Origin of the sequence: Cedecea neteri (assembly GCF_000758325.1) — a bacterium.
GTDB lineage: Bacteria > Pseudomonadota > Gammaproteobacteria > Enterobacterales > Enterobacteriaceae > Cedecea > Cedecea neteri_B.
Genome location: NZ_CP009459.1, coordinates 4,304,664 through 4,326,276, shown reverse-complemented (window position 1 = coordinate 4,326,276; position 21,613 = coordinate 4,304,664). Strand labels below are relative to the sequence as shown.

Here is a 21,613-nt window from a genome sequence, read left to right as displayed (position 1 = left end):
TCTCCCTCTCCCCTCCGGGGAGAGGGTTGGGGTGAGGGGAACATCATTTCACCGCTTTGCCTTTCAATAATTTTCTCACCCAAAGCCGGTTCGGGTTCAGCGCCGCGAGCGTGGCGGCATCCAGCGGAATAGGTTCTTCACTCATTTGTGCCGCCAGAATCTCCGAGGCCAGCGGCGCGCTGCACAGACCGCGTGAACCCAGTGCGCCCAGCATATAAAGATTGCTGTAAACCGGTGCAGGCTCTGCGTTTGCACGATCCTCTGCCAGCCCGGCATATTGCTCAAGCGTGGCGTCATAATCCGGCACACTGCCCACCATTGGAAGGTGGTCGCGTGAAGCGCAGCGCACGCCGCAGCGGGCTTCGTTGGCCGAAACGTCCACTTCTTTTGCCCATTCGGCATTCGGCAGGCAGTCGAGCAGGCGCTGGCGATTATGCTGCTGATCTGCTTCATTCCAGGCCATTTCATCCCGACCACGGTGATAGCTGGCGCCAATGCAATGCTGCTGGTTCTGTGGGTTGACCGGCGTCAGGTAGCCGTCGTAGCACAGCACCTGGCGGAGCTGGCTTAACCCCGGCGTGGTAGGAATATGGCTGACCTGGCCGCCCACTGAGTAAACAGGCAGGTTCTGCGTTTGTCTAAACCGGCTGATTTGGTGGCCGTTGGCCAGCACAACAGCGGCATGCTGAGCGGTATCCTGCCGGGCAAAATCTATCTTCCAGCCGCCATTCTCTGCCGTTAAGTCGGTCACCCGGTGCCCATACTGAATCTTCAACCCTTGCTGTTCGGCTAGCGCAAGAGCATCGGCGGTAAGCTGTGCCGGGTAGAGCCAGCCGCCCAGCGGATAGCTGATGCCACCGCACTGAGTGTCCACGCCACAGGTTTCCTCCACGGTTTCAGCATCCACGGCCTTCGCCAGTAAGTCTGGCAAACCCAGGCCGAGCATCTGTTCGATTTTATGGGCGCTTTTTTCATCCCAGGCGAGCTGGGTTACGCCACACCAGGCATGATCAAAGGCTACCGGGAGAGCATCGTACAGGCGGCGTGCGAAGGTGAATGCCGCTGGGAAAAAGGTGGTTAATGCGGCATCATGCGCGGTGAGCAGCGGGTAAAGTGCCCCCTGGCGGTTGCCGGAAGCGCCCTGGGCCGGGGCTTCATCCTCGCAATACAGGGTGACTTTCCAGCCCCGACGCAGCAGCGCCAGGGCGAGCAGGGCGCTGGCAATGCCGCCGCCAACAATCGCGGTTTCATGTTCAGTTGTGCCAGGGCGAGCGTACCAGGGCGTGCGGGCAGGAGTCTCCACGGGGTGTGGTAGAGATCCGACGAGCATTTCGCGTTTGCGGCCAAACCCTTTGCTGCGTGTCACGGTGAAGCCCGCTTCAATCAGGCCGCGACGCACAAAGCCTGCGGAAGTAAAGGTTGCCAGCGTGCCCCCGGGGCGAGCCATACGAACCATGGCCTGAAAGAGCTGTGGCGTCCACATATCCGGGTTTTTGGAGGGCGCGAAGCCATCCAGGAACCAGGCATCGACCTGCTGATTAAGGGTGTCATCTAACTGAGATATCAGCTCGTTAATATCGCCAAACCACAGGTCAAGCGTGATGCGGCCGTTGTCCAGCAGCAGGCGGTGGCAGCCGGGAATCGGCAGCGGCCATTGTTGCTGAAGCTCGGTGGCGAAGCGACTTAGCTCTGGCCAGTGCTGATGGGCGAGTGCCAGATCCGCCGCGGTCAGGGGAAATTTTTCAAAACTGATAAAATGCAGCCGTTTTAAGCAGGCATCTTCACGTTTCACACAAAATTCATCGAACGCCTGCCATAAAGTCAAAAAGTTAAGGCCGGTGCCAAATCCACTTTCTGCGACCACAAAAAGCGGTCTTTCGTGGGTTGCAAAGCGTTCAGGGAGATGGTTTCCGCCGAGGAACACGTAACGCGTCTCTTCCAGTCCGTTATCGTTAGAGAAGTAAACGTCGTCAAAATCTCGGGATACAGGTGTACCTTCTTCGTTAAAACCGAGGTTGGCGGATTGTATAGGGGAATGTTTCACGTAAGTTGCTCGTCTGACAGGCAGTGGCACGATCATAACGGTGTGAGCGGAGCGGCGCAAATTTCCGCACAATTTGGCTGATCGGACTTGTTCGGCTTACAACTGTACGCTATTGTGCGACACGAAATCCTACATAGTGCAGTGAACGAGGTATTTGAATGAAACGTGCAGTGATTACTGGCCTGGGCATTGTTTCCAGCATTGGTAATAACCAGCAGGAAGTCCTGGCATCTCTGCGAGAAGGACGCTCAGGGATCACTTTCTCGGAAGAGTTTAAAGACGCGGGAATGCGTAGCCACATCTGGGGTAACGTCAAGCTGGATACCACCGGTTTGATTGACCGTAAAGTGGTTCGTTTCATGAACGATGCCTCTATCTATGCCTATCTTTCCATGCGTGAAGCGATTGCGGATGCCGGCCTGAGCGAAGAGGTTTACCAGAACAACCCACGCGTTGGTCTGATTGCCGGTTCCGGCGGCTCTTCTAAAGCACAGGTCTTTGGCGCTGATGCTATGCGTAGCCCGCGCGGCCTGAAAGCCGTGGGTCCTTACGTAGTGACCAAAGCCATGGGCTCCGCGGTTTCCGCTTGCCTGGCAACGCCATTCAAAATTCATGGGGTGAACTACTCCATCAGCTCCGCCTGCGCAACTTCCGCCCACTGTATCGGTAATGCGGTAGAGCAGATTCAGCTCGGTAAACAAGACATCGTCTTTGCCGGCGGCGGCGAAGAGCTGGGCTGGGAAATGGCGTGTGAATTCGATGCGATGGGCGCGCTGTCCACCAAGTATAACGAAACCCCAGAAAAAGCTTCCCGTACCTATGACGCGCACCGCGACGGCTTCGTCATCGCAGGTGGCGGCGGTATGGTTGTGGTTGAAGAACTGGAGCATGCTCTGGCTCGTGGCGCACACATCTATGCTGAAATCGTTGGCTACGGCGCAACGTCCGACGGCGCAGACATGGTTGCCCCATCCGGCGAAGGCGCGGTGCGCTGCATGAAGATGGCGATGCACGGCGTTGATACCCCAATTGACTACCTGAACTCCCACGGGACTTCTACTCCGGTAGGCGACGTGAAAGAGCTGGGTGCGATTCGTGAAGTGTTCGCTGACCACAGCCCGGCGATCTCTGCGACCAAAGCCATGACCGGCCACTCTCTGGGCGCCGCCGGCGTACAGGAAGCCATCTATTCTCTGCTGATGCTGGAGCACGGTTTCATCGCGCCAAGCATTAACGTGGAAGAGCTGGACGAACAGGCTGCTGGCCTGAACATCGTCACTAAAGCGACGGATGCAGCGCTGACCACCGTGATGTCCAACAGCTTCGGCTTCGGCGGCACTAACGCCACGCTGGTGATGCGTAAGCTTAAGGCTTAATCGCCATAATGATTCAGAATGGGGTGCCTGCGGGTGCCCCATTTTTTTGCCCATTGTTCAGCATTGACAGCCGGTTAGCCGAAAGGCACTATGCACTCCCCTCCATTATCATTATTGATAATGCGTAAGCGTTTAACGTTAACCAACGCACCCTGTCATCTGAACACTCAGAGGAAAGGGCGCGGGTTAACTTGCGCCTTGCTCTGAATTTATGGAGTAAGCAGTATGTCTGCAGTACCTGATTCCACTCTTAAAACGTCGAAATCGGCAAATACGTCACTTTTCAGAATTACTTTTGCGGTCTTTCTGACCTATATGACGGTGGGCCTGCCGCTGCCCGTTATCCCACTTTTTGTTCACCAGCAGTTGGGCTACGGCAACATGATGGTTGGCGTGGCGGTGGGCATTCAGTTTCTTGCCACGGTATTGACCCGGGGTTACGCGGGACGGCTCGCCGACCAGATGGGCGCTAAACGTTCCGTCCTGCAGGGGATGTTTGCCTGTGGGCTGGCGGGCGTGGCCTACCTGCTCGCCGCGCTATTGCCGGTAGAACCAGCGGTGAAGTTTGCCTTGCTGATCGTTGGGCGGTTGATTCTTGGCTTTGGCGAAAGCCAGTTGCTGACGGGGAACCTGACCTGGGGGCTGGGGCTGGTTGGCCCGGGGCGTTCGGGTAAGGTGATGTCCTGGAATGGGATGGCGATTTACGGCGCGCTGGCCGCCGGGGCGCCCCTTGGTCTGATGCTTAACAGCCAGTGGGGTTTTGTGGCGCTGGGCGTGACAACCATTGCTTTGCCGCTGATTGGGTTGCTGTTTAACGGCACCGTGAAACCCGTTCCTGCCCATAAAGGCGAGCGGCCTTCATTGCTGACCGTGATCGGGCTTATCTGGCAGCCGGGACTGGGTCTCGCGCTGCAGGGCGTCGGCTTTGCGGTGATCGGTACCTTTGTGTCACTCTATTTTGCCGCAAACGGCTGGGCTCATGCGGGCTTCACGTTGACGGCATTTGGCGGCGCTTTTGTGCTGGTGCGCGTGCTGTTTGGCTGGATGCCCGATCGCTACGGCGGCGTGCGCGTGGCGCTGTTCTCGCTTGCGGTTGAAACCGTGGGCTTGCTGCTGCTCTGGCACGCGCCTGGAGCCTGGACCGCACTGCTGGGGGCGGCGCTGACCGGCTGCGGCTGTTCGCTTATCTTCCCGGCGCTTGGCGTTGAAGTGGTTAAGCGTGTTCCGCCTCAGGTTCGCGGCACGGCGCTGGGCGGCTATGCCGCTTTCCAGGATATTTCATATGGCGTCACCGGGCCGTTAACCGGCATTCTGGCAACCTCTATGGGCTATTCGTCGGTATTTATGGCCGGGGCAATTTCTGCGGTGCTGGGGATTGCCGTGACGCTGGTGGCGTTCAGGAAGTAGGTTTTAGTACCCTCACCCTACCCCTCTCCCTGGAAGGGAGAGGGAATAAACCATGTTCTCCGTCACCTGTTTTCTCCCTCTCCCCCTTGGGGAGAGGGCCGGGGTGAGGGGGCTAGATCACCAGCCAGAGCAAAATCATCACCACGACCAACGCAATCAACGCCAGGCCCGGTCTCGCGCTCAGCGCCTTTATTGGCTCGATAATTGCGCTGAACATCGGGTTGTAGATCGGCTGAATATCACGCACTTCAATCGTAGCTGGCTGGCGCTCGGCGCGTTTTAAAAACACCTGATTGAGAATGTCCTGCACCTGCGCGGTCGTCAGTACCGTTTGCGGCGTGGCCTGGAAGCGCTGCTGGCTGTAATCCACCATCTCTTTCCACTCCTGCGGCTCAAGCGGCTGCTTCAGTGCGGCCTGCACGCTGTGCATAGTAGGGGCGGACTGCTGGCTCAGCGTTTGCCTCGCCTGGAGCCAGGTTGTCAGCAAAGCAAAGTGCTTAGCTGGAATGAGTTCGCCGGTTTTCACGCCGGAAAGCTCCAGCATTGACTGCCATATTTGCTTGCCGGACTCGCCCGTCGCAGCGGCGAGTTTGGTGACAAGCTGGTTCAGGCTGTTGTGCTCGGCGGGCAGAAGTGGGCGGTCGGTGGCCGGGCGCTGCTGCGGCTGAGGAATGGCGAGCTGGTTGTTTTGCAGCAGCGTCAGCACGGTTTTGAGCTGATCCGGCGTGAGCTGGCTCAGCGCCGTCTGGCCAAACTGCTGGCGGATAAAGTCGCTCACCGCCTGTCGATTATTGCCCTGGGGCAGTAAATCGCTCAGTTGCTGAATGATCTGACGCGTTGCCAACGTGGTTTGCGCGCTGGTCAGGCGCTGATTCAGGTTTTGCTCAGCGGCAGGAAAATGCCGGGACAGCAGCGGCGTCTCGCTTTTGAGTCCCAGATCGTGCTTAAGGCCCGCCCACACTTCAGCGCTCTGCTGTTGACTAAGCGCGATGATCCGGGTGATCAAACGCTCCAGCACGGTACGTTGCTGGGTGGAAAGCGGCTGTTCACCGGCAGCAGAAGGTGCGGAGGGAGGTTCCCCCGGAGGACGCGGCGTGGCGCCCTGAATGGGTTGCATTATTAAATGATCCTTAAGTGCGACAAAACATTCGCAAGTAGTTCGTTATGCCCGGACGTCAGATTATGGCACACTATCTGGCCTTATCTCGACGATTAACAGACAGGTACTCAGGTGAAAATCCTCGTTGATGAAAATATGCCCTATGCCCGCGAGCTTTTCAGCCGCCTGGGCGAGGTAACTGCCGTGCCGGGGCGTCCGATTCCGGTGGATGCGTTGACGGATGCTGACGCGTTGATGGTTCGTTCGGTCACCAAAGTGAATGCCGAACTGCTGGACGGTAAAGGGATTAAATTTGTCGGGACGGCCACGGCCGGAACCGATCACGTTGATGAAGCGTATTTGCAAAGTGCCGGGGTGGCTTTCTCTGCGGCTCCTGGGTGCAACGCGATTGCCGTGGTTGAGTATGTGTTCTCCTCTTTACTGATGCTGGCCGAGCGCGATGGTTTTGAGCTGAGAAACCGGACCATCGGTATCGTCGGCGTCGGTAATGTCGGTTCCCGTCTTCAGGCACGTCTGGAAGCCTGGGGCGTACGCACCTTACTGTGCGATCCGCCGCGCGCCGATCGCGGTGACGAAGGCGATTTCGTTTCGCTGGAAACGCTGGTGCAGGAAGCCGACGTCATCACCTTCCATACGCCGCTGTTTAAATCCGGCGAGTATAAAACGCTGCATCTGGCAGATGAGGCGCTGATTAGCCGCCTGAAGCCTGGCGCTATTCTGATTAATGCCTGTCGTGGCCCGGTAGTGGACAACAACGCATTGCTGAAATGCTTAAAAGCGGGGCAGAATCTCAGCGTTGTGCTGGACGTCTGGGAGCCGGAGCCGGATCTCAACGTCGAGTTGCTCGACAAGGTGGATATTGGCACGGCGCACATTGCGGGCTACACGCTTGAAGGTAAGGCTCGTGGTACGACACAGGTCTTTGAAGCCTTCAGCGATTTTATCGGGCAGTCTCAGAAAGTGGCGCTGGATTCACTGCTGCCTGCGCCCGAATTTGGCCGCATTACGCTGGCAGGCCCGCTCGATCAGCCCACGCTCAAAAGACTGGTGCATCTGGTGTATGATGTGCGCCGCGACGACGCGCCGCTGCGGAAAGTAGCCGGTCAGCCTGGCGAATTCGACAAGCTGCGTAAGAACTACCTTGAGCGCCGCGAGTGGTCATCGCTGTATGTGCAGTGTGATGATGCCGACGCGGCAGGCATGCTGCAAAAACTTGGCTTTAGCGCGGCACATCACCCGCTTCGCTAAGCAATATCTTCTGGCTCCCTGGGCAATGTCCTGGGGAGCATCTGTTCTATTTTCTGGAGTAAACCAACATGTCCGAAGGCTGGAATATTGCCATTTTAGGCGCCACCGGTGCCGTAGGCTCAGCTTTGCTTGAACTGCTTGCTGAACGTCAGTTCCCGGTTGGTGAATTGTATGCCCTGGCGCGCGGCGAGAGCGCCGGTGAAAATCTGCGTTATGAAGGCAAAACCATCCTGGTGCAGGACGCGGCAGAGTTTGACTGGACGCAGGCTCAACTGGCGTTTTTCGTTGCGGGCGTTGAAGCCTCCGCTCGCTATGTGGAAGAAGCGACCAACGCGGGCTGTCTGGTGATTGACTCCAGCGGTCTTTTCTCGCTTGAGCCGGATGTACCGCTGGTCGTGCCGGATGTGAACCCATTCGTGCTGAGTGATTACCGCAACCGTAACCTGGTTGCCGTGGCGGACAGCCTGACCAGCCAACTGCTGAGCGCGTTAAAACCGCTGATTGAGCAGGGCGGTCTGTCGCGTATTCAGGTGACCAGCCTGCTGTCTGCTTCTGCGCGCGGTAAAGTGGCCGTAGACGCGCTGGCCGGGCAAAGCGCCCGTCTGCTGAACGGCATTCCTATTGATGAAGAAGATCTGTTTGGCCGCCAGCTGGCGTTCAACATGCTGCCGCTGGTGCCGGACGCCGAAGGCAGCGTGCGGGAAGAACGTCGCCTGGTGAATGAAGTGCGTAAAGTGCTGCAGGACGACGGCTTAATGATCTCCGCCAGTCTCGTGCAGTCGCCGGTGTTCTACGGCCATGCCCAAATCGTCAATTTTGAAGCTCTGCGCCCGCTGGCGGCAGAAGAAGCCCGCGATGCGTTTGCTCAGGCAGAAGATATTGAGCTGTCTGAAGAGGGTGAATTCCCGACGCAGGTGGCGGATGCGTCCGGCAGCGGCCATCTTTCTATTGGCTGCGTACACAACGATTACGGCATGCCGGAGCAAATCCAGTTCTGGTCAGTTGCCGATAACGTTCGCTTTGGCGGCGCGCTGATGGCGATAAAAACCGCTGAGAAACTGGTGCAGGAGTATATGTACTGATGTCCGAAGTGCTAAGCGAAATTCCGCTTCATAAAATCGCGCTCGGCATTGAGTACGACGGCAGTAAATATTACGGCTGGCAGCGCCAGAACGAAGTGCGCAGCGTGCAGGAAAAGCTGGAAAAAGCGCTGTCTCAGGTCGCCAATGAGCCGGTTAACGTATTTTGCGCGGGGCGTACCGATGCGGGCGTTCATGCCACAGGCCAGGTGGTGCATTTTGAAACCAGCGCGGTGCGCAAAGATGCGGCCTGGACGATGGGCGTAAATACGAATTTGCCTGGTGACATCGCCGTGCGCTGGGTAAAAGATGTGCCGTCTGAGTTCCACGCCCGGTTTAGCGCCACGGCGCGCCGCTATCGCTACGTGATTTATAATCATCGCCTGCGTCCGGCCGTTTTGCAGCAGGGCGTAACCCATTTTCACCTGCCTCTGGATGCGGATAAAATGCACCGCGCCGCGCAGAGCCTGCTGGGGGAAAATGACTTTACCTCGTTCCGTGCGGTGCAGTGCCAGTCACGCACCCCATGGCGCAATATGATGCACATTACGGTGAACCGCTACGGTTCTTACATCGTGGTGGACATTAAGGCCAACGCTTTTGTGCACCACATGGTGCGCAATATCGTCGGTAGCCTGATGGAAGTCGGCTGCGGTAACCAGGCAGAAACCTGGATGGCCGAACTGCTGGCAATGAAGGACCGTACTAAGGCTGCTGCCACCGCGAAGGCGGAAGGGCTGTACCTGGTGTCGGTGGATTATCCCGACCACTTTGCGCTGCCTTGTCTGCCGATGGGGCCGCTTTTTTTAGCCGATTGATTGCTGCTTAAGAAAGGATACTTTGATGGATTTCATCCGTTTTATCATCGACTTCATTTTGCATATCGACGTGCATCTGGCCGAGCTGGTGGCACAATACGGCGTCTGGGTTTACGCTATTCTGTTCCTGATTTTGTTCTGCGAAACCGGGCTGGTAGTCACGCCGTTTTTACCGGGTGATTCACTGCTGTTTGTGGCGGGTGCGCTGGCGTCGCTGGAAACCAATGACCTGAACGTCCATTACATGGTTATTTTGATGGTGATTGCCGCCATTATTGGCGATGCGGTGAACTACACTATCGGGCGGCTGTTTGGCGAGAAGTTGTTCAGTAATCCGAATTCAAAAATCTTCCGCCGCAGTTATCTCGATAAAACTCACGCTTTTTACGAGCGTCACGGCGGAAAAACGATTATCCTCGCGCGCTTCGTGCCGATTGTGCGAACCTTCGCACCGTTTGTCGCCGGGATGGGGCACATGTCCTATCGCCATTTTGCGATTTATAACGTCGTCGGCGCACTGCTGTGGGTCTTGCTGTTCACCTACGCGGGCTACCTGTTCGGTAACCTGCCGGTAGTACAGGAAAACCTGAAGCTGCTGATTGTGGCAATTATCGTGGTGTCGATACTGCCTGGCGTGGTGGAAGTTATCCGCCACAAACGCGCGGCGTCGCGGCAGTCAAAATAATACGTGGCAGCGGTTCGACCACTTTTTTATCCAAAGTCGCGGGCCGTTGTGTTTTAATGAGCACCATTTATGGTCTGGGGCAGGGAAAACTGCCGCAGAAAAGCTGGTATCGACCAGGTTCAAGCAGAAAGGTCATCAATGAGCTGGATTGAACGAATTCTCAATAAGAGCAATATCACTCCCACCCGCAAGGCGAGCATCCCTGAAGGGGTGTGGACCAAGTGCGACAGCTGCGGCCAGGTCCTGTACCGCGCCGAGCTGGAACGCAACCTTGGCGTCTGCCCTAAGTGCGATCACCACATGCGTATGTCGGCCCGCGATCGCCTGCATAGCCTGTTAGATGAAGGCACAATGGTGGAATTGGGGAGCGAGCTTGAGCCAAAAGATTTGCTGAAGTTCCGTGACTCCAAGAAGTACAAAGATCGTCTGGTTAGCGCACAGAAAGAGACCGGCGAGAAAGACGCGTTGGTTGTCATGAAAGGCACCCTGCACGGTATGCCTGTTGTGGCCGCGGCCTTCGAGTTCTCCTTTATGGGCGGCTCTATGGGTTCCGTAGTCGGCGCGCGTTTTGTTCGTGCCGTTGAGCAGGCGCTGGAAGACAACTGCCCGATGGTCTGCTTCTCCGCCTCCGGCGGGGCGCGTATGCAGGAAGCGCTAATGTCGCTGATGCAGATGGCGAAAACCAGCGCTGCGCTGGCAAAAATGCAGGAACGCGGTCTGCCGTACATCTCCGTGCTGACTGACCCAACCATGGGTGGCGTTTCCGCAAGCTTCGCGATGCTGGGCGATCTGAACATCGCCGAGCCGAAGGCGCTGATTGGCTTTGCCGGTCCACGCGTTATCGAGCAGACCGTTCGTGAAAAACTGCCGCCGGGCTTCCAGCGCAGTGAGTTCCTGATCGAAAAAGGCGCTATCGACATGATCGTTCGTCGTCCGGAAATGCGCCTGAAACTGGCGAGCATCCTGGCGAAGTTTATGAATCTACCGGCGCCAAACCCGGAAGCCCCGCGTGAGCCAATCGTGGTTCCGCCAGCACCGGAACAGGGTCAAGAGGCCTGATTCGCAACTAAGGGCAGGCCAGCAGGTTCTGCCCTTTTCTTTATGTGCATGTTAAGTGGGCATCATGGACAAAGATCTTATTCCTCAAGCCACGTCGCCCCTGGCCACGTGGCTTTGCTATCTTGAAAACCTTCACTCCACCACTATCGACATGGGCCTTGAGCGCATCAGCAACGTTGCGCGCAAGCTCGATGTACTGAAACCTGCGCCGACTGTTTTCACTGTGGCGGGGACGAACGGGAAAGGCACAACCTGCCGTACGCTTGAAACCGCGCTGATGGCCGACGGCTATCGCGTAGGGGTTTATAGCTCTCCGCATCTGGTGCGTTACACCGAGCGCGTACGCATTCAGGGCGAAGAGTTACCTGAAGCCCTGCATACCGCCTCGTTTGCCGAAATAGAGGCCGCTCGCGGAGATATTTCCTTAACCTATTTTGAATACGGAACACTCTCGGCCTTGCTATTGTTTAAGCAGCAGGCGGTAGATGTGGTGATTCTTGAGGTTGGCCTTGGCGGGCGTCTGGATGCCACTAATATTGTGGATTCCGATGTGGCCGTGGTGACCAGCATCGCGCTCGATCACACCGACTGGCTTGGCCCGGATCGTGAGAGCATTGGCCGTGAAAAAGCCGGCGTCTTCCGCAGAGATAACCCTGCGGTCGTGGGCGAGCCAGATATGCCGCAGACGATTGCCGATGTAGCGCAGGAGAAGGGCGCGCAATTGCTGCGCCGCGGCGTTGACTGGGATTATGAGGTTAACGGCACAGGCTGGACGTTCCGGGACGGACATGGCGAGCTTAAAGATTTGCCACTGCCCCTGGTTCCACAGCCTAATGCCGCGACGGCGCTGGCCGCTTTACGTGCCAGTAAACTGAACGTGAGTGAAAACGCGATACGCTATGGCATCGAACATGCCACGCTGCCGGGGCGCTTCCAGATTGTGTCTCAGGCACCTCGCGTGATTCTTGATGTTGCCCATAATCCTCACGCGGCGGCTTATCTTGCGGGTCGCCTGGCGGCGTTACCTAAGCAGGGACGCGTGCTGGCGGTGATTGGTATGTTACACGATAAAGACATTGCCGGAACGCTTGCCTGTTTGTCGCCTCAGGTCGATAGCTGGTATTGTGCTCCGCTGGAAGGGCCACGAGGCGCAAGCGCAGAGCAGCTTATGGCTCATCTTGGTCACGGCAGAACATTTGCAACCGTGGCGGACGCATGGCATGCAGCCATGGCGGAAGCGACGGCCGAAGATACCGTGCTGGTGTGTGGTTCGTTCCACACAGTGGCCCATGTAATGGAAGTACTGGACGCGGGGAGAGCAGGTGGCGAGTAAGTTTCAAAACCGATTAGTCGGAACCATTATTCTGGTCGCACTGGGCGTTATTGTGCTGCCGGGTCTGCTGGACGGGCAGAAAAAGCATTATCAGGACGAGTTCGCGGCCATTCCTTTGGTGCCAAAACCTGGAGACAGCGACGAGCCAGATATGCTGCCGGCGTCTACTCAGGCTCTGCCAGCGCAGCCGCCGGAAGGCGCGGCGGAAGAGGTAAGGGCGGGCGCTTCCGTACCGCCGGGGCTGAACAGCGGGGCTATCCCGAATGAAGGATCTGCGGGCGTTGACGAAGTGCCTGTCGCGCGCGAACAGCCTAAGCCGCAGCCCGTGCAGGAAAAACCAAAGCCTAAGCCGGTTGAAAAGCCGCAGCCTAAACCTGCCGCCGATGATAACACCGGGCAGCAGCTTGCCATGGCCTCCGAACAGCCGTCGAAGGCGGAAAAAACTGCCGACAAAGCGCCGACCGGGCAAGCCTATGTGGTGCAGCTTGGCGCATTGAAAAATGCGGACAAAGTGAATGAAATTGTTGGTAAACTGCGCGGGGCCGGGTTCAAGGTTTACACCTCGCCGACCACGCCTGTGCAGGGGAAAATTACCCGTATTCTGGTCGGGCCGGATGCCTCGAAGGATAAGCTGAAGTCTTCGCTGGGCGAGCTGAATTCGCTTTCTGGCCTGAACGGCGTGGTGATGAATTATTCGCCAAGGTAGTCGCCAGTGACCCTCACCCCGGCCCTCTCCCTGGAAGGGAGAGGGGGAAAGAGATTGCACTGAGCTATTCTCTCACCCCTTTTGGGAGAGGGTTCGGGTGAGGGGAAAACGACGACGTGCTGTCGTTTCTCTCCACTGGAGTGAAGGCAAAACAGGCACTTTTTTAATGGCGTTGATGCTTTTTTCAACGCCATTATTTATTTACGCGGGGGAAGGAAATCCCTACGCAAACGTTTTCTTTTTCTGTTAGAATTCGCCCCGAACTGGACGTCAGGGCAATTTGTCACGAGATTTTTTCATGATCTGGATAGATTACGCCATCATTGCGGTTATCGGTTTTTCTTGTCTGGTAAGCGTAATACGTGGGTTTGTGAAGGAAGCGTTATCGCTTGTGACCTGGGGATGTGCTTTCTTTGTCGCCAGTCATTACTACACTTATCTGTCAGTCTGGTTCACTGGCTTTGAAGACGAACTGGTACGTAATGGGATAGCTATCGCGGTGCTGTTTATCGCGACGCTGATTGTCGGTGCAATAGTCAATTATGTGATTAGCGCGCTGGTGCAAAAAACCGGCCTGTCGGGTACAGACAGGGTGTTGGGGATCTGCTTTGGCGCCTTGCGTGGCGTACTGATCGTCTCCGCCATTCTGTTCTTCCTTGATACCTTTACCGGTTTTTCGAAAAGCGATGACTGGCAAAAGTCGCAGCTTATCCCGCAATTCAGTTTCATCATCAGATGGTTCTTTGACTATCTGCAAAGCTCGTCAAGTTTCTTGCCCCGCTAATCGTAGCGGGGGGTGTGGCTTAATGAGGAAAAGACAACATGTGCGGTATTGTCGGTATCGCCGGTTTCATGCCGGTAAACCAGTCGATTTATGATGCGTTAACGGTGCTTCAGCACCGTGGCCAGGATGCCGCCGGCATCGTCACCATCGACGCGTTAAATTGCTTCCGTCTGCGTAAAGCGAATGGCCTGGTGAGCGATGTGTTTGAAGCCCGTCACATGCAGCGTCTGCAGGGGAATATGGGTATCGGCCACGTGCGTTACCCCACCGCAGGCAGTTCCAGCGCTTCTGAAGCTCAGCCTTTCTACGTCAACTCGCCTTACGGGATTACGCTGGCGCATAACGGTAATCTGACCAATGCCCACGAGCTGCGTAAAAAACTGTTTGAAGAAAAGCGCCGCCACATTAACACCACCTCTGATTCTGAAATCCTGCTCAATATCTTTGCCAGCGAGCTGGATAACTTCCGTCATTATCCGCTGGAAGCAGACAACATTTTTGCCGCTATCGCTGCCACTAACCGCCAGATTCGCGGCGCTTACGCCTGCGTAGCGATGATTATCGGCCACGGCATGGTTGCCTTCCGCGACCCGAACGGCATCCGTCCGCTGGTGATCGGCAAGCGTGACCTGGGCGATGGCCGCACCGAATACATGGTCGCCTCCGAGAGCGTGGCGCTGGACACCCTGGGCTTTGAGTTCCTGCGTGATATCGCGCCGGGCGAAGCGGTCTACATTACTGAGAAAGGCCAGCTGTTCACCCGCCAGTGCGCCGACAACCCGGTCAGCAATCCTTGCCTGTTCGAGTACGTCTATTTTGCTCGCCCGGACTCCTTTATCGACAAGATCTCCGTCTACAGCGCGCGCGTAGAGATGGGTAAAAAACTTGGCGAGAAAATTGCCCGCGAATGGGAAGACCTGGATATCGACGTGGTCATTCCGATTCCGGAAACTTCCTGCGACATCGCACTGGAAATCGCCCGCATTCTTGAGAAACCGTACCGCCAGGGGTTTGTGAAAAACCGCTATGTGGGCCGCACGTTTATCATGCCGGGCCAGCAGCTGCGCCGTAAATCCGTGCGCCGCAAGCTGAACGCCAACCGTGCTGAATTCCGCGATAAGAACGTGCTGCTGGTGGATGACTCCATCGTGCGCGGCACCACCTCTGAGCAGATTATCGAGATGGCGCGTGAGGCCGGTGCCAAAAAGGTTTACCTGGCATCCGCTGCGCCGGAAATTCGCTTCCCTAACGTGTATGGCATCGACATGCCAAGCGCCAATGAGCTGATTGCTCACGGTCGTGAAGTGGATGAAATTCGCCAGATCATCGGCGCTGACGGCCTGATTTTCCAGGATCTGGACGATCTGATCGAAGCGGTACGCGTGGAAAACCCGGACATCACCCAGTTCGAATGCTCCGTCTTTAACGGCATCTACGTGACGAAAGACGTTGACCACAAATACCTGCAGTATCTCGAATCCCTGCGTAACGACGACTCCAAAGCGCTGGCGCGTCAAAACGAAGTGGAAAACTTAGAGATGCACAACGAAGGCTAAGCTAAGCCGCCCTCGTTTACAGGCCCACGGTTTACCCCGTGGGCTTTTTTATGCCCGATGCACAGAGAGACAAATTGTGGTTGGTTTTTCATTCTATCATTCCATTACTTTATGGAATGATAGATGGAAGAGTGAATGTCAGACATTACGAGTCAAAATGCCTCCTGGGCCACGCTGCTTAGCGGCCATAACGGGCTGCGATCCCTGGCCCTCGCCGGCGGTGTGGCGCTGCATGCCATTAATATTTATATCGTCACCACGATTTTGCCGACCGTCATTCAGGAGATTGGCGGCCTGGCCTGGTATGCGTGGAACACCACGCTCTTTGTCGCCGCGTCGATTGTAGGCTCCGCCGTCTCTGCGAAGCTGATTGCGCGGCAGGGCGCGGCGATGGCCTACCTGTCGGCCCTGCTGCTGTTTTCCTGCGGGGCGGTAATCTGCGCGCTGGCACCCTCCATGCCGGTCATGCTCCTGGGGAGAGTGGTGCAGGGACTCGGAGGTGGTGTGCTGTTTGCGCTGAGCTACGCGCTGATCCGCGTCGCCTTTGAGGCTCCGCTATGGTCCCGGGCTATGGCGCTGGTTTCCGGCATGTGGGGTATCGCAACCTTATGCGGCCCGGCGATCGGCGGTGTTTTCGCGGAGATCGGCGAATGGCGCCTTGCGTTTTGGGCGTTGCTGCCGATAGCCGCCGTGCTTGCCCTGATTGTGATGGTGCAATTTAGGAGCATGTCTAAGCCTGAAGCCGGTGAGGCACGATTGCCTGTACTTACCATCTCGCTGTTGGTCCTGTCTGTGCTAGCCATTTCCCTCGCCGGGCTAGGCGGCTCTTTGGCCCTGAATATCTCCGGAATAGCTGTTGGTCTGGGGCTGGGGTGGCTCATCGCTCGCCTGGACAGCAGGCCGGACGCGGCAAAATTGCTGCCTCGCGGCGCTTATTCCCCGACGCGCGGTATTGGCCTGCTTTATGCGATGATGGCGCTGCTGGTCATTGGCCTGACGACGGAAATTTACGTGCCATACTTTCTGCAGCTCATCCATCTATTCGGCCCGTTGTCTGCCGGTTATTTGACGGCAATGATGGCCGGTGGCTGGACGCTGGCGGCGCTTTGTAGCGCTTCAGTCAGTTCAAAAATGTCGCAGCGGATAATCTGCGTCGGGCCGCTGGTGGTGCTTGTGTCGTTGGTCACGCTGTCCATTATTATGCCGACACCTTTTAACGGCCCGGCGGGCGTGGTTGCCTGCGGTACGGCGCTGGCGGGCGTTGGGTTCGGGATTGGTCTTGCCTGGCCTCATCTTTTAACGAAGGTATTTCAGGCGGCACCGCCCGGGGAAGAAACGCTGGCGTCCGCCTCCATTACCACCGTGCAGCTTTACGCGACGGCGCTCGCCGCCGCCCTGGCCGGGGTTATTACTAACGGGGCCGGCATCACTTCACCTGGAGGGGGTGAAGGAGCCAGCGCGGCCAGTATGGCGTTGTTTGGGGTCTTCGCTTTGGCGCCGGCCGGTGCGACGCTTTTAGCAATACGTCTGAGTCGGCAGGCCAGGTGATATCTGTCACTTTAGGGGCGGCAATGCTAACATCGGCGGCGTTTGGCGGATAACGGGCAGCGTGGATGAAAAAAGTGATGGGGAGCCCGCAGGGCCAACTAGAAATACTGGCAGGTCTTGCTCGCGCGATGGCGCATCCCCATCGTCTTGCCTTGCTGGAGGCCGTTTTTCAGCGCGAAAGTTCAGTTGAGCAACTGGCAGAGACAACCGGCCTTTCCGTGACCAATACCTCCCAGCATTTACAGCAGCTCAGGCGGGCCGGGTTCGTACAGTCGCGGCGCGTCGGGAAGCAGGTTTTTTACCGCGAAGGCGAAGGGCCGGTGGCAAACGTGCTTTCTGCTCTGCACAATTTTAATACCTGGCAGCACAGCGAAATGCAGCGCGTTGCGACGGAGAGTCTCTACAACCCGCAGCGGCTGGAGGGGGTTTCCATTGAAGCGCTGCTGGCCAGGCTGGAGCAGGGCGCGTTGTTGCTGGATGTTCGCTCCGCGGAAGATTATTCCGCCGGCCATATCCCCGGTGCGCTGAATATTCCGCTGGAGAAGCTGGAGCAGCACCTGTCTGATTTACCTCGCGACAGGGATATTCTGGCCTACTGCGGCGGGCGTTTCTGCGTACTTTCCAGACAGGCAGTGGCGTTTCTGCGCCAGAAAGACTTTATGGTGCAGCGCGTGGATGATGGTTTTCCTGGCTGGCAGGCGGCCGGGTTGCGAGTTGAGTCGAAATGGTCATCCTGAAAGGGTGAGAAAAGGTGATGAATGAAACGACTGATTGTCGGTATTTCCGGCGCAAGCGGCGCCATTTACGGGGTGCGTTTACTGCAAATCCTGCAGCAGTTGCCGGAGGTAGAAAGCCACCTGGTGATGAGCAACGCGGCGCGTCAGACGCTGGCGCTGGAGACCGATTACTCGCTGCGCGATGTTCAGGCGCTGGCAGATGTCGTGCATGATTCTCGTGATATTGCCGCCAGCATTTCCTCTGGCTCGTTTAAGACGATGGGGATGGCGGTGCTGCCGTGCTCGATTAAAACGCTGTCCGGCATCGTACACAGCTATACGGACGGGCTGCTGACCCGTGCGGCGGACGTGGTGCTTAAAGAGCGTCGTCCGCTGGTGCTTTGCATTCGTGAAACGCCGCTGCACCTCGGGCACCTGCGTCTGATGACCCAGGCGTCTGAACTGGGCGCGGTGATCATGCCGCCGGTGCCGGCGTTTTATCATCGTCCGCAAACGCTGCAGGATATTGTCGACCAGACGGTTAACCGGGTGCTGGATCAGTTTGATCTCGAGCTGCCCGAAGACCTGTTTGTCCGCTGGGGTGAGCACAAGTGATGCACTGCTGCGGTGCATCACAAAATGATTGCCTCATAATGGGGCAATTCTGTAACGCCGATCGCTTTTAGAAGATTTAATCCACGAAAACCGCGTTCCCCTCTAGTCCCGCCTTCCAGACCTGCTATCTTTCAAACTAGCGCGAAGTTGCAACGTTTTATTAACATAAATCAGCGGCTTTTTTCCACGCAGGGAAAAGTGGCATGAGAACTGCAACTCTCCGTATGCAAAGGCATTATCACACAACAAGACATCACAAATAAGAAAGCCAAACTTGAGGGTATCGTATGAAGAAGTCGGTTCTTGCACTGTCTTTACTGCTCGGCCTGTCCAGCTCAGCCAGCGTGTTTGCAGCGATTCCGCAAAACGTCCGCATTGGTACCGACGCGACCTACGCGCCATTTTCTTCGAAAGACGCGAAAGGGGATTTTGTTGGGTTTGATATCGATCTGGGTAACGAACTTTGCAAGCGCATTCAGACCAAATGTACGTGGGTTGGCAGCGACTTTGACTCCCTGATCCCGTCGCTGAAAGCGAAGAAAATTGATGCCATCATCTCTTCTCTGTCGATCACCGAAAAACGCCAGCAGGAGATCCTTTTCTCCAACAAGCTGTACGCAGCGGATTCACGCCTGATCGCGGCCAAAGGCTCTCCGATTCAACCGACGCTTGAATCACTGAAAGGCAAGCATGTTGGGGTGCTGCAGGGCTCCATTCAGGAGACCTACGGCAACGCCGAATGGCGGCCGAAAGGTGTTGATGTCGTGGCCTACGCCAACCAGGATTTGATTTACTCTGACCTCGCTGCGGGGCGCCTGGATGCCGCATTCCAGGACGAAGTCGCCGGGAGCGAAGGCTTCCTGAAACAGCCTGCCGGGAAAGATTATGCCTTTGCCGGTCCGTCCGTGAAGGACAAGAAGTACTTTGGCGACGGGACCGGTATCGGCCTGCGTAAAGATGACACTGAGCTGAAGGCCGCATTCGACAAAGCGCTGGCCGAAATGCGTAAAGACGGGACTTACGACAAACTGGCGAAAAAGTACTTCGACTTTAATGTTTACGGCGAATAAGTTTATCCCTTAGTCTGTAGCCCGGTTTTGAATATATTCTTAACCGGGCAGGATAACTATGCAGTGGTGCGGCCTCGTTCCGGCTGCACCTTTATGGTGCGAAAACGTTTTATTCGCAACGTGTTGCGTAAGTTTTCCCTGTTTGTAGTGGGTGTGAGCCTTAAGTAACGGACAGTCTATTGAGGATAATTATGAAAAAGCTGGTTTTGTCTCTTTCTCTGGTGCTGGCGTTTTCCAGCGTGACCACAGCATTCGCTGCCATTCCGAAAAATCTGCGGATTGGCACGGACCCAACCTATGCGCCATTTGAATCCAAAAATGCTCAGGGCCAGCTGATCGGTTTTGACATCGATTTGGCGAAAGAACTCTGCAAGCGCATTAACACCCAATGTACCTTCGTTGAAAACCCATTGGATGCGCTGATCCCGTCGCTGAAAGCGAAAAAGATCGACGCCATCATGTCTTCGTTGTCCATCACCGAGAAGCGCCAGCAGGAAATCGCGTTTACCGACAAGTTGTACGCGGCAGATTCTCGCCTGGTGGTGGCCAAAGGCTCCCCGATTCAGCCGACCATTGAGTCGCTGAAAGGCAAACGCGTCGGCGTGCTGCAGGGGACGACTCAGGAAACCTACGGCAACGAGCACTGGGCGCCAAAAGGCATCGAAATTGTCTCCTATCAGGGGCAGGATTCCATTTACGCCGACCTGGCTGCCGGGCGTATTGACGCCGCGTTCCAGGATGAAGTCGCCGCCAGCGAAGGCTTCCTGAAGCAGCCGGTGGGCAAAAACTACCAGTTCGGTGGCCCGTCCATCAAAGACGACAAGCTGTTTGGCGTGGGTACCGGTATGGGCCTGCGTAAAGAAGATAACGAACTGCGTGAGGCGCTGAATAAGGCGTTCGCGGAGATGCGTAAAGACGGCACCTACGACAAGTTAGCGAAGCCGTACTTTGATTTTAATGTGTATGGTGAATAAGCCTTACCGGTGATAAAGGCCCCGCGTCAGACGGGGCCCAATAAGTAGCAGCAAACACTGACGACAGGATACGCACCATGTTGTATGGCTTTTCCGAAGTAATTTTTAAAGGGGCTCTGGTTACGCTTGAGCTGGCGCTCGCCTCGGTTGTCCTTTCCGTGCTGATTGGGCTTGCCGGTGCTGGCGCAAAACTGTCCAAAAATCGCCCGCTCGCTTTGCTGTTTGAAGGCTACACCACGCTGATTCGCGGCGTGCCTGACCTGGTGCTGATGCTGTTAATTTTCTATGGGCTGCAGATGTTGCTCAACAGCATTACCGACGCGTTGGGGATGGCGCAGTTTGATATCGACCCAATGATCGCCGGGATCATCACGCTCGGTTTTATCTACGGGGCTTATTTCACTGAAACCTTCCGTGGCGCCTATCTTGCCGTGCCGAAAGGCCATATTGAGGCGGCCACCGCCTTTGGCTTTACCGGCTCACAAACTTTCCGCCGTATTCTGTTCCCGGCGATGATGCGCTATGCACTGCCGGGCATCGGTAACAACTGGCAGGTTATCCTGAAAGCCACCGCGCTGGTGTCTCTGCTTGGCCTGGAAGACGTGGTGAAAGCTACGCAGCTCGCCGGGAAAAGCACCTGGCAGCCGTTCTACTTTGCGATTGTCGCCGGGATTATCTACCTGGTCTTTACCACGGTTTCAAACGGAGTGCTGCTCTGGCTTGAACGCCGCTATTCTGTTGGCGTGAAGAGGGCCGAGCTATGATCGATATTATTCACGATTACTGGCAGTCGCTGCTGTGGACCGACGGTTACCGCTTTACGGGCGTCGCCATTACGCTCTGGCTGCTGATTACGTCCGTGGTGATGGGCGGGATTCTGGCGCTGTTCCTCGCCATCGGGCGGGTGTCCAGCAACAAGTTTATTTCGTTCCCCATCTGGCTCTTTACCTACGTATTCCGCGGCACGCCGCTTTACGTACAGCTGCTGGTGTTCTATTCCGGCATGTATACGCTGGAGATTGTCAAAGGGACGGAATTGCTGAACGCGTTCTTCCGCAGCGGCCTGAACTGTACCGTGCTGGCGTTAACGCTGAACACTTGCGCCTACACCACGGAGATTTTCGCCGGTGCCATTCGCTCGGTTCCGCACGGTGATATTGAGGCGGCGCGCGCTTACGGCTTCTCAAAAGTGAAAATGTACCGCTGTATTATTCTGCCTTCCGCGCTGCGTATCGCGCTGCCGGCCTACAGCAACGAAGTGATCCTGATGCTGCACTCTACGGCGCTGGCGTTTACCGCCACGGTGCCGGATCTGCTCAAGATTGCCCGTGATATCAACTCCGCAACCTACCAGCCGTTTACCGCGTTTGGCATCGCGGCCGTGCTGTATTTGATTATCTCTTATGTGCTGATAAGCCTGTTCCGCAAAGCGGAAAAGCGCTGGCTGCAGCACGTTAAACCCGCTTCGCACTGAG

20 protein-coding genes are annotated in these 21,613 nt (G+C 56.5%); 18 read left to right on the top strand and 2 right to left on the bottom strand.

Translation table 11 applies throughout. The features are described from left to right. Window positions 1–43: 43 nt before the first annotated feature. Window positions 44–2,044, bottom strand: coding sequence for a bifunctional tRNA (5-methylaminomethyl-2-thiouridine)(34)-methyltransferase MnmD/FAD-dependent 5-carboxymethylaminomethyl-2-thiouridine(34) oxidoreductase MnmC (mnmC, locus tag LH86_RS20125; RefSeq protein WP_039305175.1), 2,001 nt, complete (start codon window positions 2,042–2,044; stop codon window positions 44–46). 158 nt (window positions 2,045–2,202) lie between these two features. Here mnmC and fabB point away from each other — a divergent pair, with 158 nt between their 5' ends. Together fabB and LH86_RS20115 are read left to right on the top strand one after the other, a co-directional pair. Further along, complete coding sequence (fabB, locus tag LH86_RS20120) at window positions 2,203–3,420, top strand: beta-ketoacyl-ACP synthase I (protein ID WP_039305172.1); 1,218 nt, start codon at window positions 2,203–2,205, stop codon at window positions 3,418–3,420. A 225-nt stretch (window positions 3,421–3,645) separates the two neighbouring features. After that, window positions 3,646–4,827: an MFS transporter gene (locus LH86_RS20115; RefSeq protein WP_039305169.1), complete on the top strand. Its 1,182-nt coding sequence runs from the start codon at window positions 3,646–3,648 to the stop codon at window positions 4,825–4,827. A gap of 112 nt (window positions 4,828–4,939) precedes the next feature. On the opposite strand, the gene flk is transcribed toward LH86_RS20115, so the two are convergent. After that, window positions 4,940–5,944: a flagella biosynthesis regulator Flk gene (gene flk, locus LH86_RS20110; protein WP_039305166.1), complete on the bottom strand. Its 1,005-nt coding sequence runs from the start codon at window positions 5,942–5,944 to the stop codon at window positions 4,940–4,942. A gap of 114 nt (window positions 5,945–6,058) precedes the next feature. On the opposite strand from flk, the gene pdxB reads away from it, so the two are divergent. From pdxB to LH86_RS20030, 16 genes are all read left to right on the top strand, one after another. After that, window positions 6,059–7,195 carry a 4-phosphoerythronate dehydrogenase PdxB gene (pdxB, locus tag LH86_RS20105; protein WP_039305163.1) on the top strand — a complete coding sequence of 379 codons (1,137 nt, stop codon included), beginning with the start codon at window positions 6,059–6,061 and terminating at the stop codon, window positions 7,193–7,195. A 68-nt stretch (window positions 7,196–7,263) separates the two neighbouring features. Continuing rightward, on the top strand, window positions 7,264–8,277 hold the full coding sequence (locus LH86_RS20100) for an aspartate-semialdehyde dehydrogenase (protein ID WP_039305160.1): 1,014 nt from the start codon (window positions 7,264–7,266) through the stop codon (window positions 8,275–8,277). After that, window positions 8,277–9,092 carry a tRNA pseudouridine(38-40) synthase TruA gene (gene truA, locus LH86_RS20095; RefSeq protein ID WP_039305155.1) on the top strand — a complete coding sequence of 272 codons (816 nt, stop codon included), beginning with the start codon at window positions 8,277–8,279 and terminating at the stop codon, window positions 9,090–9,092. The genes LH86_RS20100 and truA overlap by 1 nt, the downstream gene beginning before the upstream one ends. Window positions 9,093–9,117: 25 nt before the next feature. Next, on the top strand, window positions 9,118–9,777 hold the full coding sequence (locus tag LH86_RS20090) for a DedA family protein (protein ID WP_039295583.1): 660 nt from the start codon (window positions 9,118–9,120) through the stop codon (window positions 9,775–9,777). Between the two features lie 138 nt (window positions 9,778–9,915). Continuing rightward, window positions 9,916–10,836, top strand: coding sequence for an acetyl-CoA carboxylase, carboxyltransferase subunit beta (gene accD / locus LH86_RS20085; RefSeq protein ID WP_039305152.1), 921 nt, complete (start codon window positions 9,916–9,918; stop codon window positions 10,834–10,836). Between the two features lie 64 nt (window positions 10,837–10,900). Further along, the gene (gene folC, locus LH86_RS20080) at window positions 10,901–12,169 is read left to right on the top strand and encodes a bifunctional tetrahydrofolate synthase/dihydrofolate synthase (protein WP_039306434.1); all 1,269 of its coding nucleotides are present in this window, start codon (window positions 10,901–10,903) and stop codon (window positions 12,167–12,169) included. Next, entirely contained in the window at window positions 12,159–12,875 is a 717-nt protein-coding gene (gene dedD / locus LH86_RS20075) for a cell division protein DedD (RefSeq protein WP_039305149.1), read from the top strand. The genes folC and dedD overlap by 11 nt, the downstream gene beginning before the upstream one ends. 298 nt (window positions 12,876–13,173) lie before the next feature. After that, complete coding sequence (cvpA, locus tag LH86_RS20070) at window positions 13,174–13,659, top strand: colicin V production protein (RefSeq protein ID WP_008459721.1); 486 nt, start codon at window positions 13,174–13,176, stop codon at window positions 13,657–13,659. A gap of 38 nt (window positions 13,660–13,697) precedes the next feature. Then, window positions 13,698–15,215 carry an amidophosphoribosyltransferase gene (gene purF / locus LH86_RS20065; RefSeq protein WP_008459723.1) on the top strand — a complete coding sequence of 506 codons (1,518 nt, stop codon included), beginning with the start codon at window positions 13,698–13,700 and terminating at the stop codon, window positions 15,213–15,215. A gap of 135 nt (window positions 15,216–15,350) precedes the next feature. Beyond that, the gene (locus LH86_RS20060) at window positions 15,351–16,763 is read left to right on the top strand and encodes an MFS transporter (protein ID WP_039305148.1); all 1,413 of its coding nucleotides are present in this window, start codon (window positions 15,351–15,353) and stop codon (window positions 16,761–16,763) included. A gap of 65 nt (window positions 16,764–16,828) precedes the next feature. Continuing rightward, window positions 16,829–17,500 (top strand): ArsR/SmtB family transcription factor, encoded by a 672-nt coding sequence (locus tag LH86_RS20055; RefSeq protein WP_039305145.1) that lies wholly within the window; start codon window positions 16,829–16,831, stop codon window positions 17,498–17,500. Window positions 17,501–17,521: 21 nt separating this feature from the next. Continuing rightward, window positions 17,522–18,094 carry a UbiX family flavin prenyltransferase gene (locus tag LH86_RS20050; protein ID WP_039305142.1) on the top strand — a complete coding sequence of 191 codons (573 nt, stop codon included), beginning with the start codon at window positions 17,522–17,524 and terminating at the stop codon, window positions 18,092–18,094. Window positions 18,095–18,381: 287 nt separating this feature from the next. Further along, a complete protein-coding gene (gene argT, locus LH86_RS20045) occupies window positions 18,382–19,164 on the top strand; it encodes a lysine/arginine/ornithine ABC transporter substrate-binding protein ArgT (protein WP_039305138.1) in 783 nt (260 codons plus the stop codon). A 191-nt stretch (window positions 19,165–19,355) separates the two neighbouring features. Then, on the top strand, window positions 19,356–20,138 hold the full coding sequence (gene hisJ / locus LH86_RS20040) for a histidine ABC transporter substrate-binding protein HisJ (RefSeq protein ID WP_039295567.1): 783 nt from the start codon (window positions 19,356–19,358) through the stop codon (window positions 20,136–20,138). A gap of 77 nt (window positions 20,139–20,215) precedes the next feature. Then, window positions 20,216–20,902 carry a histidine ABC transporter permease HisQ gene (locus LH86_RS20035; protein ID WP_008459735.1) on the top strand — a complete coding sequence of 229 codons (687 nt, stop codon included), beginning with the start codon at window positions 20,216–20,218 and terminating at the stop codon, window positions 20,900–20,902. Beyond that, entirely contained in the window at window positions 20,899–21,612 is a 714-nt protein-coding gene (locus tag LH86_RS20030; RefSeq protein ID WP_039305135.1) for an ABC transporter permease, read from the top strand. The genes LH86_RS20035 and LH86_RS20030 overlap by 4 nt, the downstream gene beginning before the upstream one ends. The last annotated feature ends 1 nt before the right edge of the window (window position 21,613 follow it).

Excerpts from the sequence above, each read along its gene's own strand:
- fabB (WP_039305172.1), top strand. The coding sequence starts at position 2,203 with ATGAAACGTGCAGTGATTACTGGCCTGGGCATTGTTTCCAGCATTGGT.
- LH86_RS20115 (WP_039305169.1), top strand. The coding sequence starts at position 3,646 with ATGTCTGCAGTACCTGATTCCACTCTTAAAACGTCGAAATCGGCAAAT.
- flk (WP_039305166.1), bottom strand. The coding sequence starts at position 5,944 with ATGCAACCCATTCAGGGCGCCACGCCGCGTCCTCCGGGGGAACCTCCC.
- LH86_RS20100 (WP_039305160.1), top strand. The coding sequence starts at position 7,264 with ATGTCCGAAGGCTGGAATATTGCCATTTTAGGCGCCACCGGTGCCGTA.
- truA (WP_039305155.1), top strand. The coding sequence starts at position 8,277 with ATGTCCGAAGTGCTAAGCGAAATTCCGCTTCATAAAATCGCGCTCGGC.
- LH86_RS20090 (WP_039295583.1), top strand. The coding sequence starts at position 9,118 with ATGGATTTCATCCGTTTTATCATCGACTTCATTTTGCATATCGACGTG.
- accD (WP_039305152.1), top strand. The coding sequence starts at position 9,916 with ATGAGCTGGATTGAACGAATTCTCAATAAGAGCAATATCACTCCCACC.
- folC (WP_039306434.1), top strand. The coding sequence starts at position 10,901 with ATGGACAAAGATCTTATTCCTCAAGCCACGTCGCCCCTGGCCACGTGG.
- cvpA (WP_008459721.1), top strand. The coding sequence starts at position 13,174 with ATGATCTGGATAGATTACGCCATCATTGCGGTTATCGGTTTTTCTTGT.
- purF (WP_008459723.1), top strand. The coding sequence starts at position 13,698 with ATGTGCGGTATTGTCGGTATCGCCGGTTTCATGCCGGTAAACCAGTCG.
- LH86_RS20060 (WP_039305148.1), top strand. The coding sequence starts at position 15,351 with ATGTCAGACATTACGAGTCAAAATGCCTCCTGGGCCACGCTGCTTAGC.
- LH86_RS20055 (WP_039305145.1), top strand. The coding sequence starts at position 16,829 with ATGAAAAAAGTGATGGGGAGCCCGCAGGGCCAACTAGAAATACTGGCA.
- LH86_RS20050 (WP_039305142.1), top strand. The coding sequence starts at position 17,522 with ATGAAACGACTGATTGTCGGTATTTCCGGCGCAAGCGGCGCCATTTAC.
- argT (WP_039305138.1), top strand. The coding sequence starts at position 18,382 with ATGAAGAAGTCGGTTCTTGCACTGTCTTTACTGCTCGGCCTGTCCAGC.
- hisJ (WP_039295567.1), top strand. The coding sequence starts at position 19,356 with ATGAAAAAGCTGGTTTTGTCTCTTTCTCTGGTGCTGGCGTTTTCCAGC.
- LH86_RS20035 (WP_008459735.1), top strand. The coding sequence starts at position 20,216 with ATGTTGTATGGCTTTTCCGAAGTAATTTTTAAAGGGGCTCTGGTTACG.
- LH86_RS20030 (WP_039305135.1), top strand. The coding sequence starts at position 20,899 with ATGATCGATATTATTCACGATTACTGGCAGTCGCTGCTGTGGACCGAC.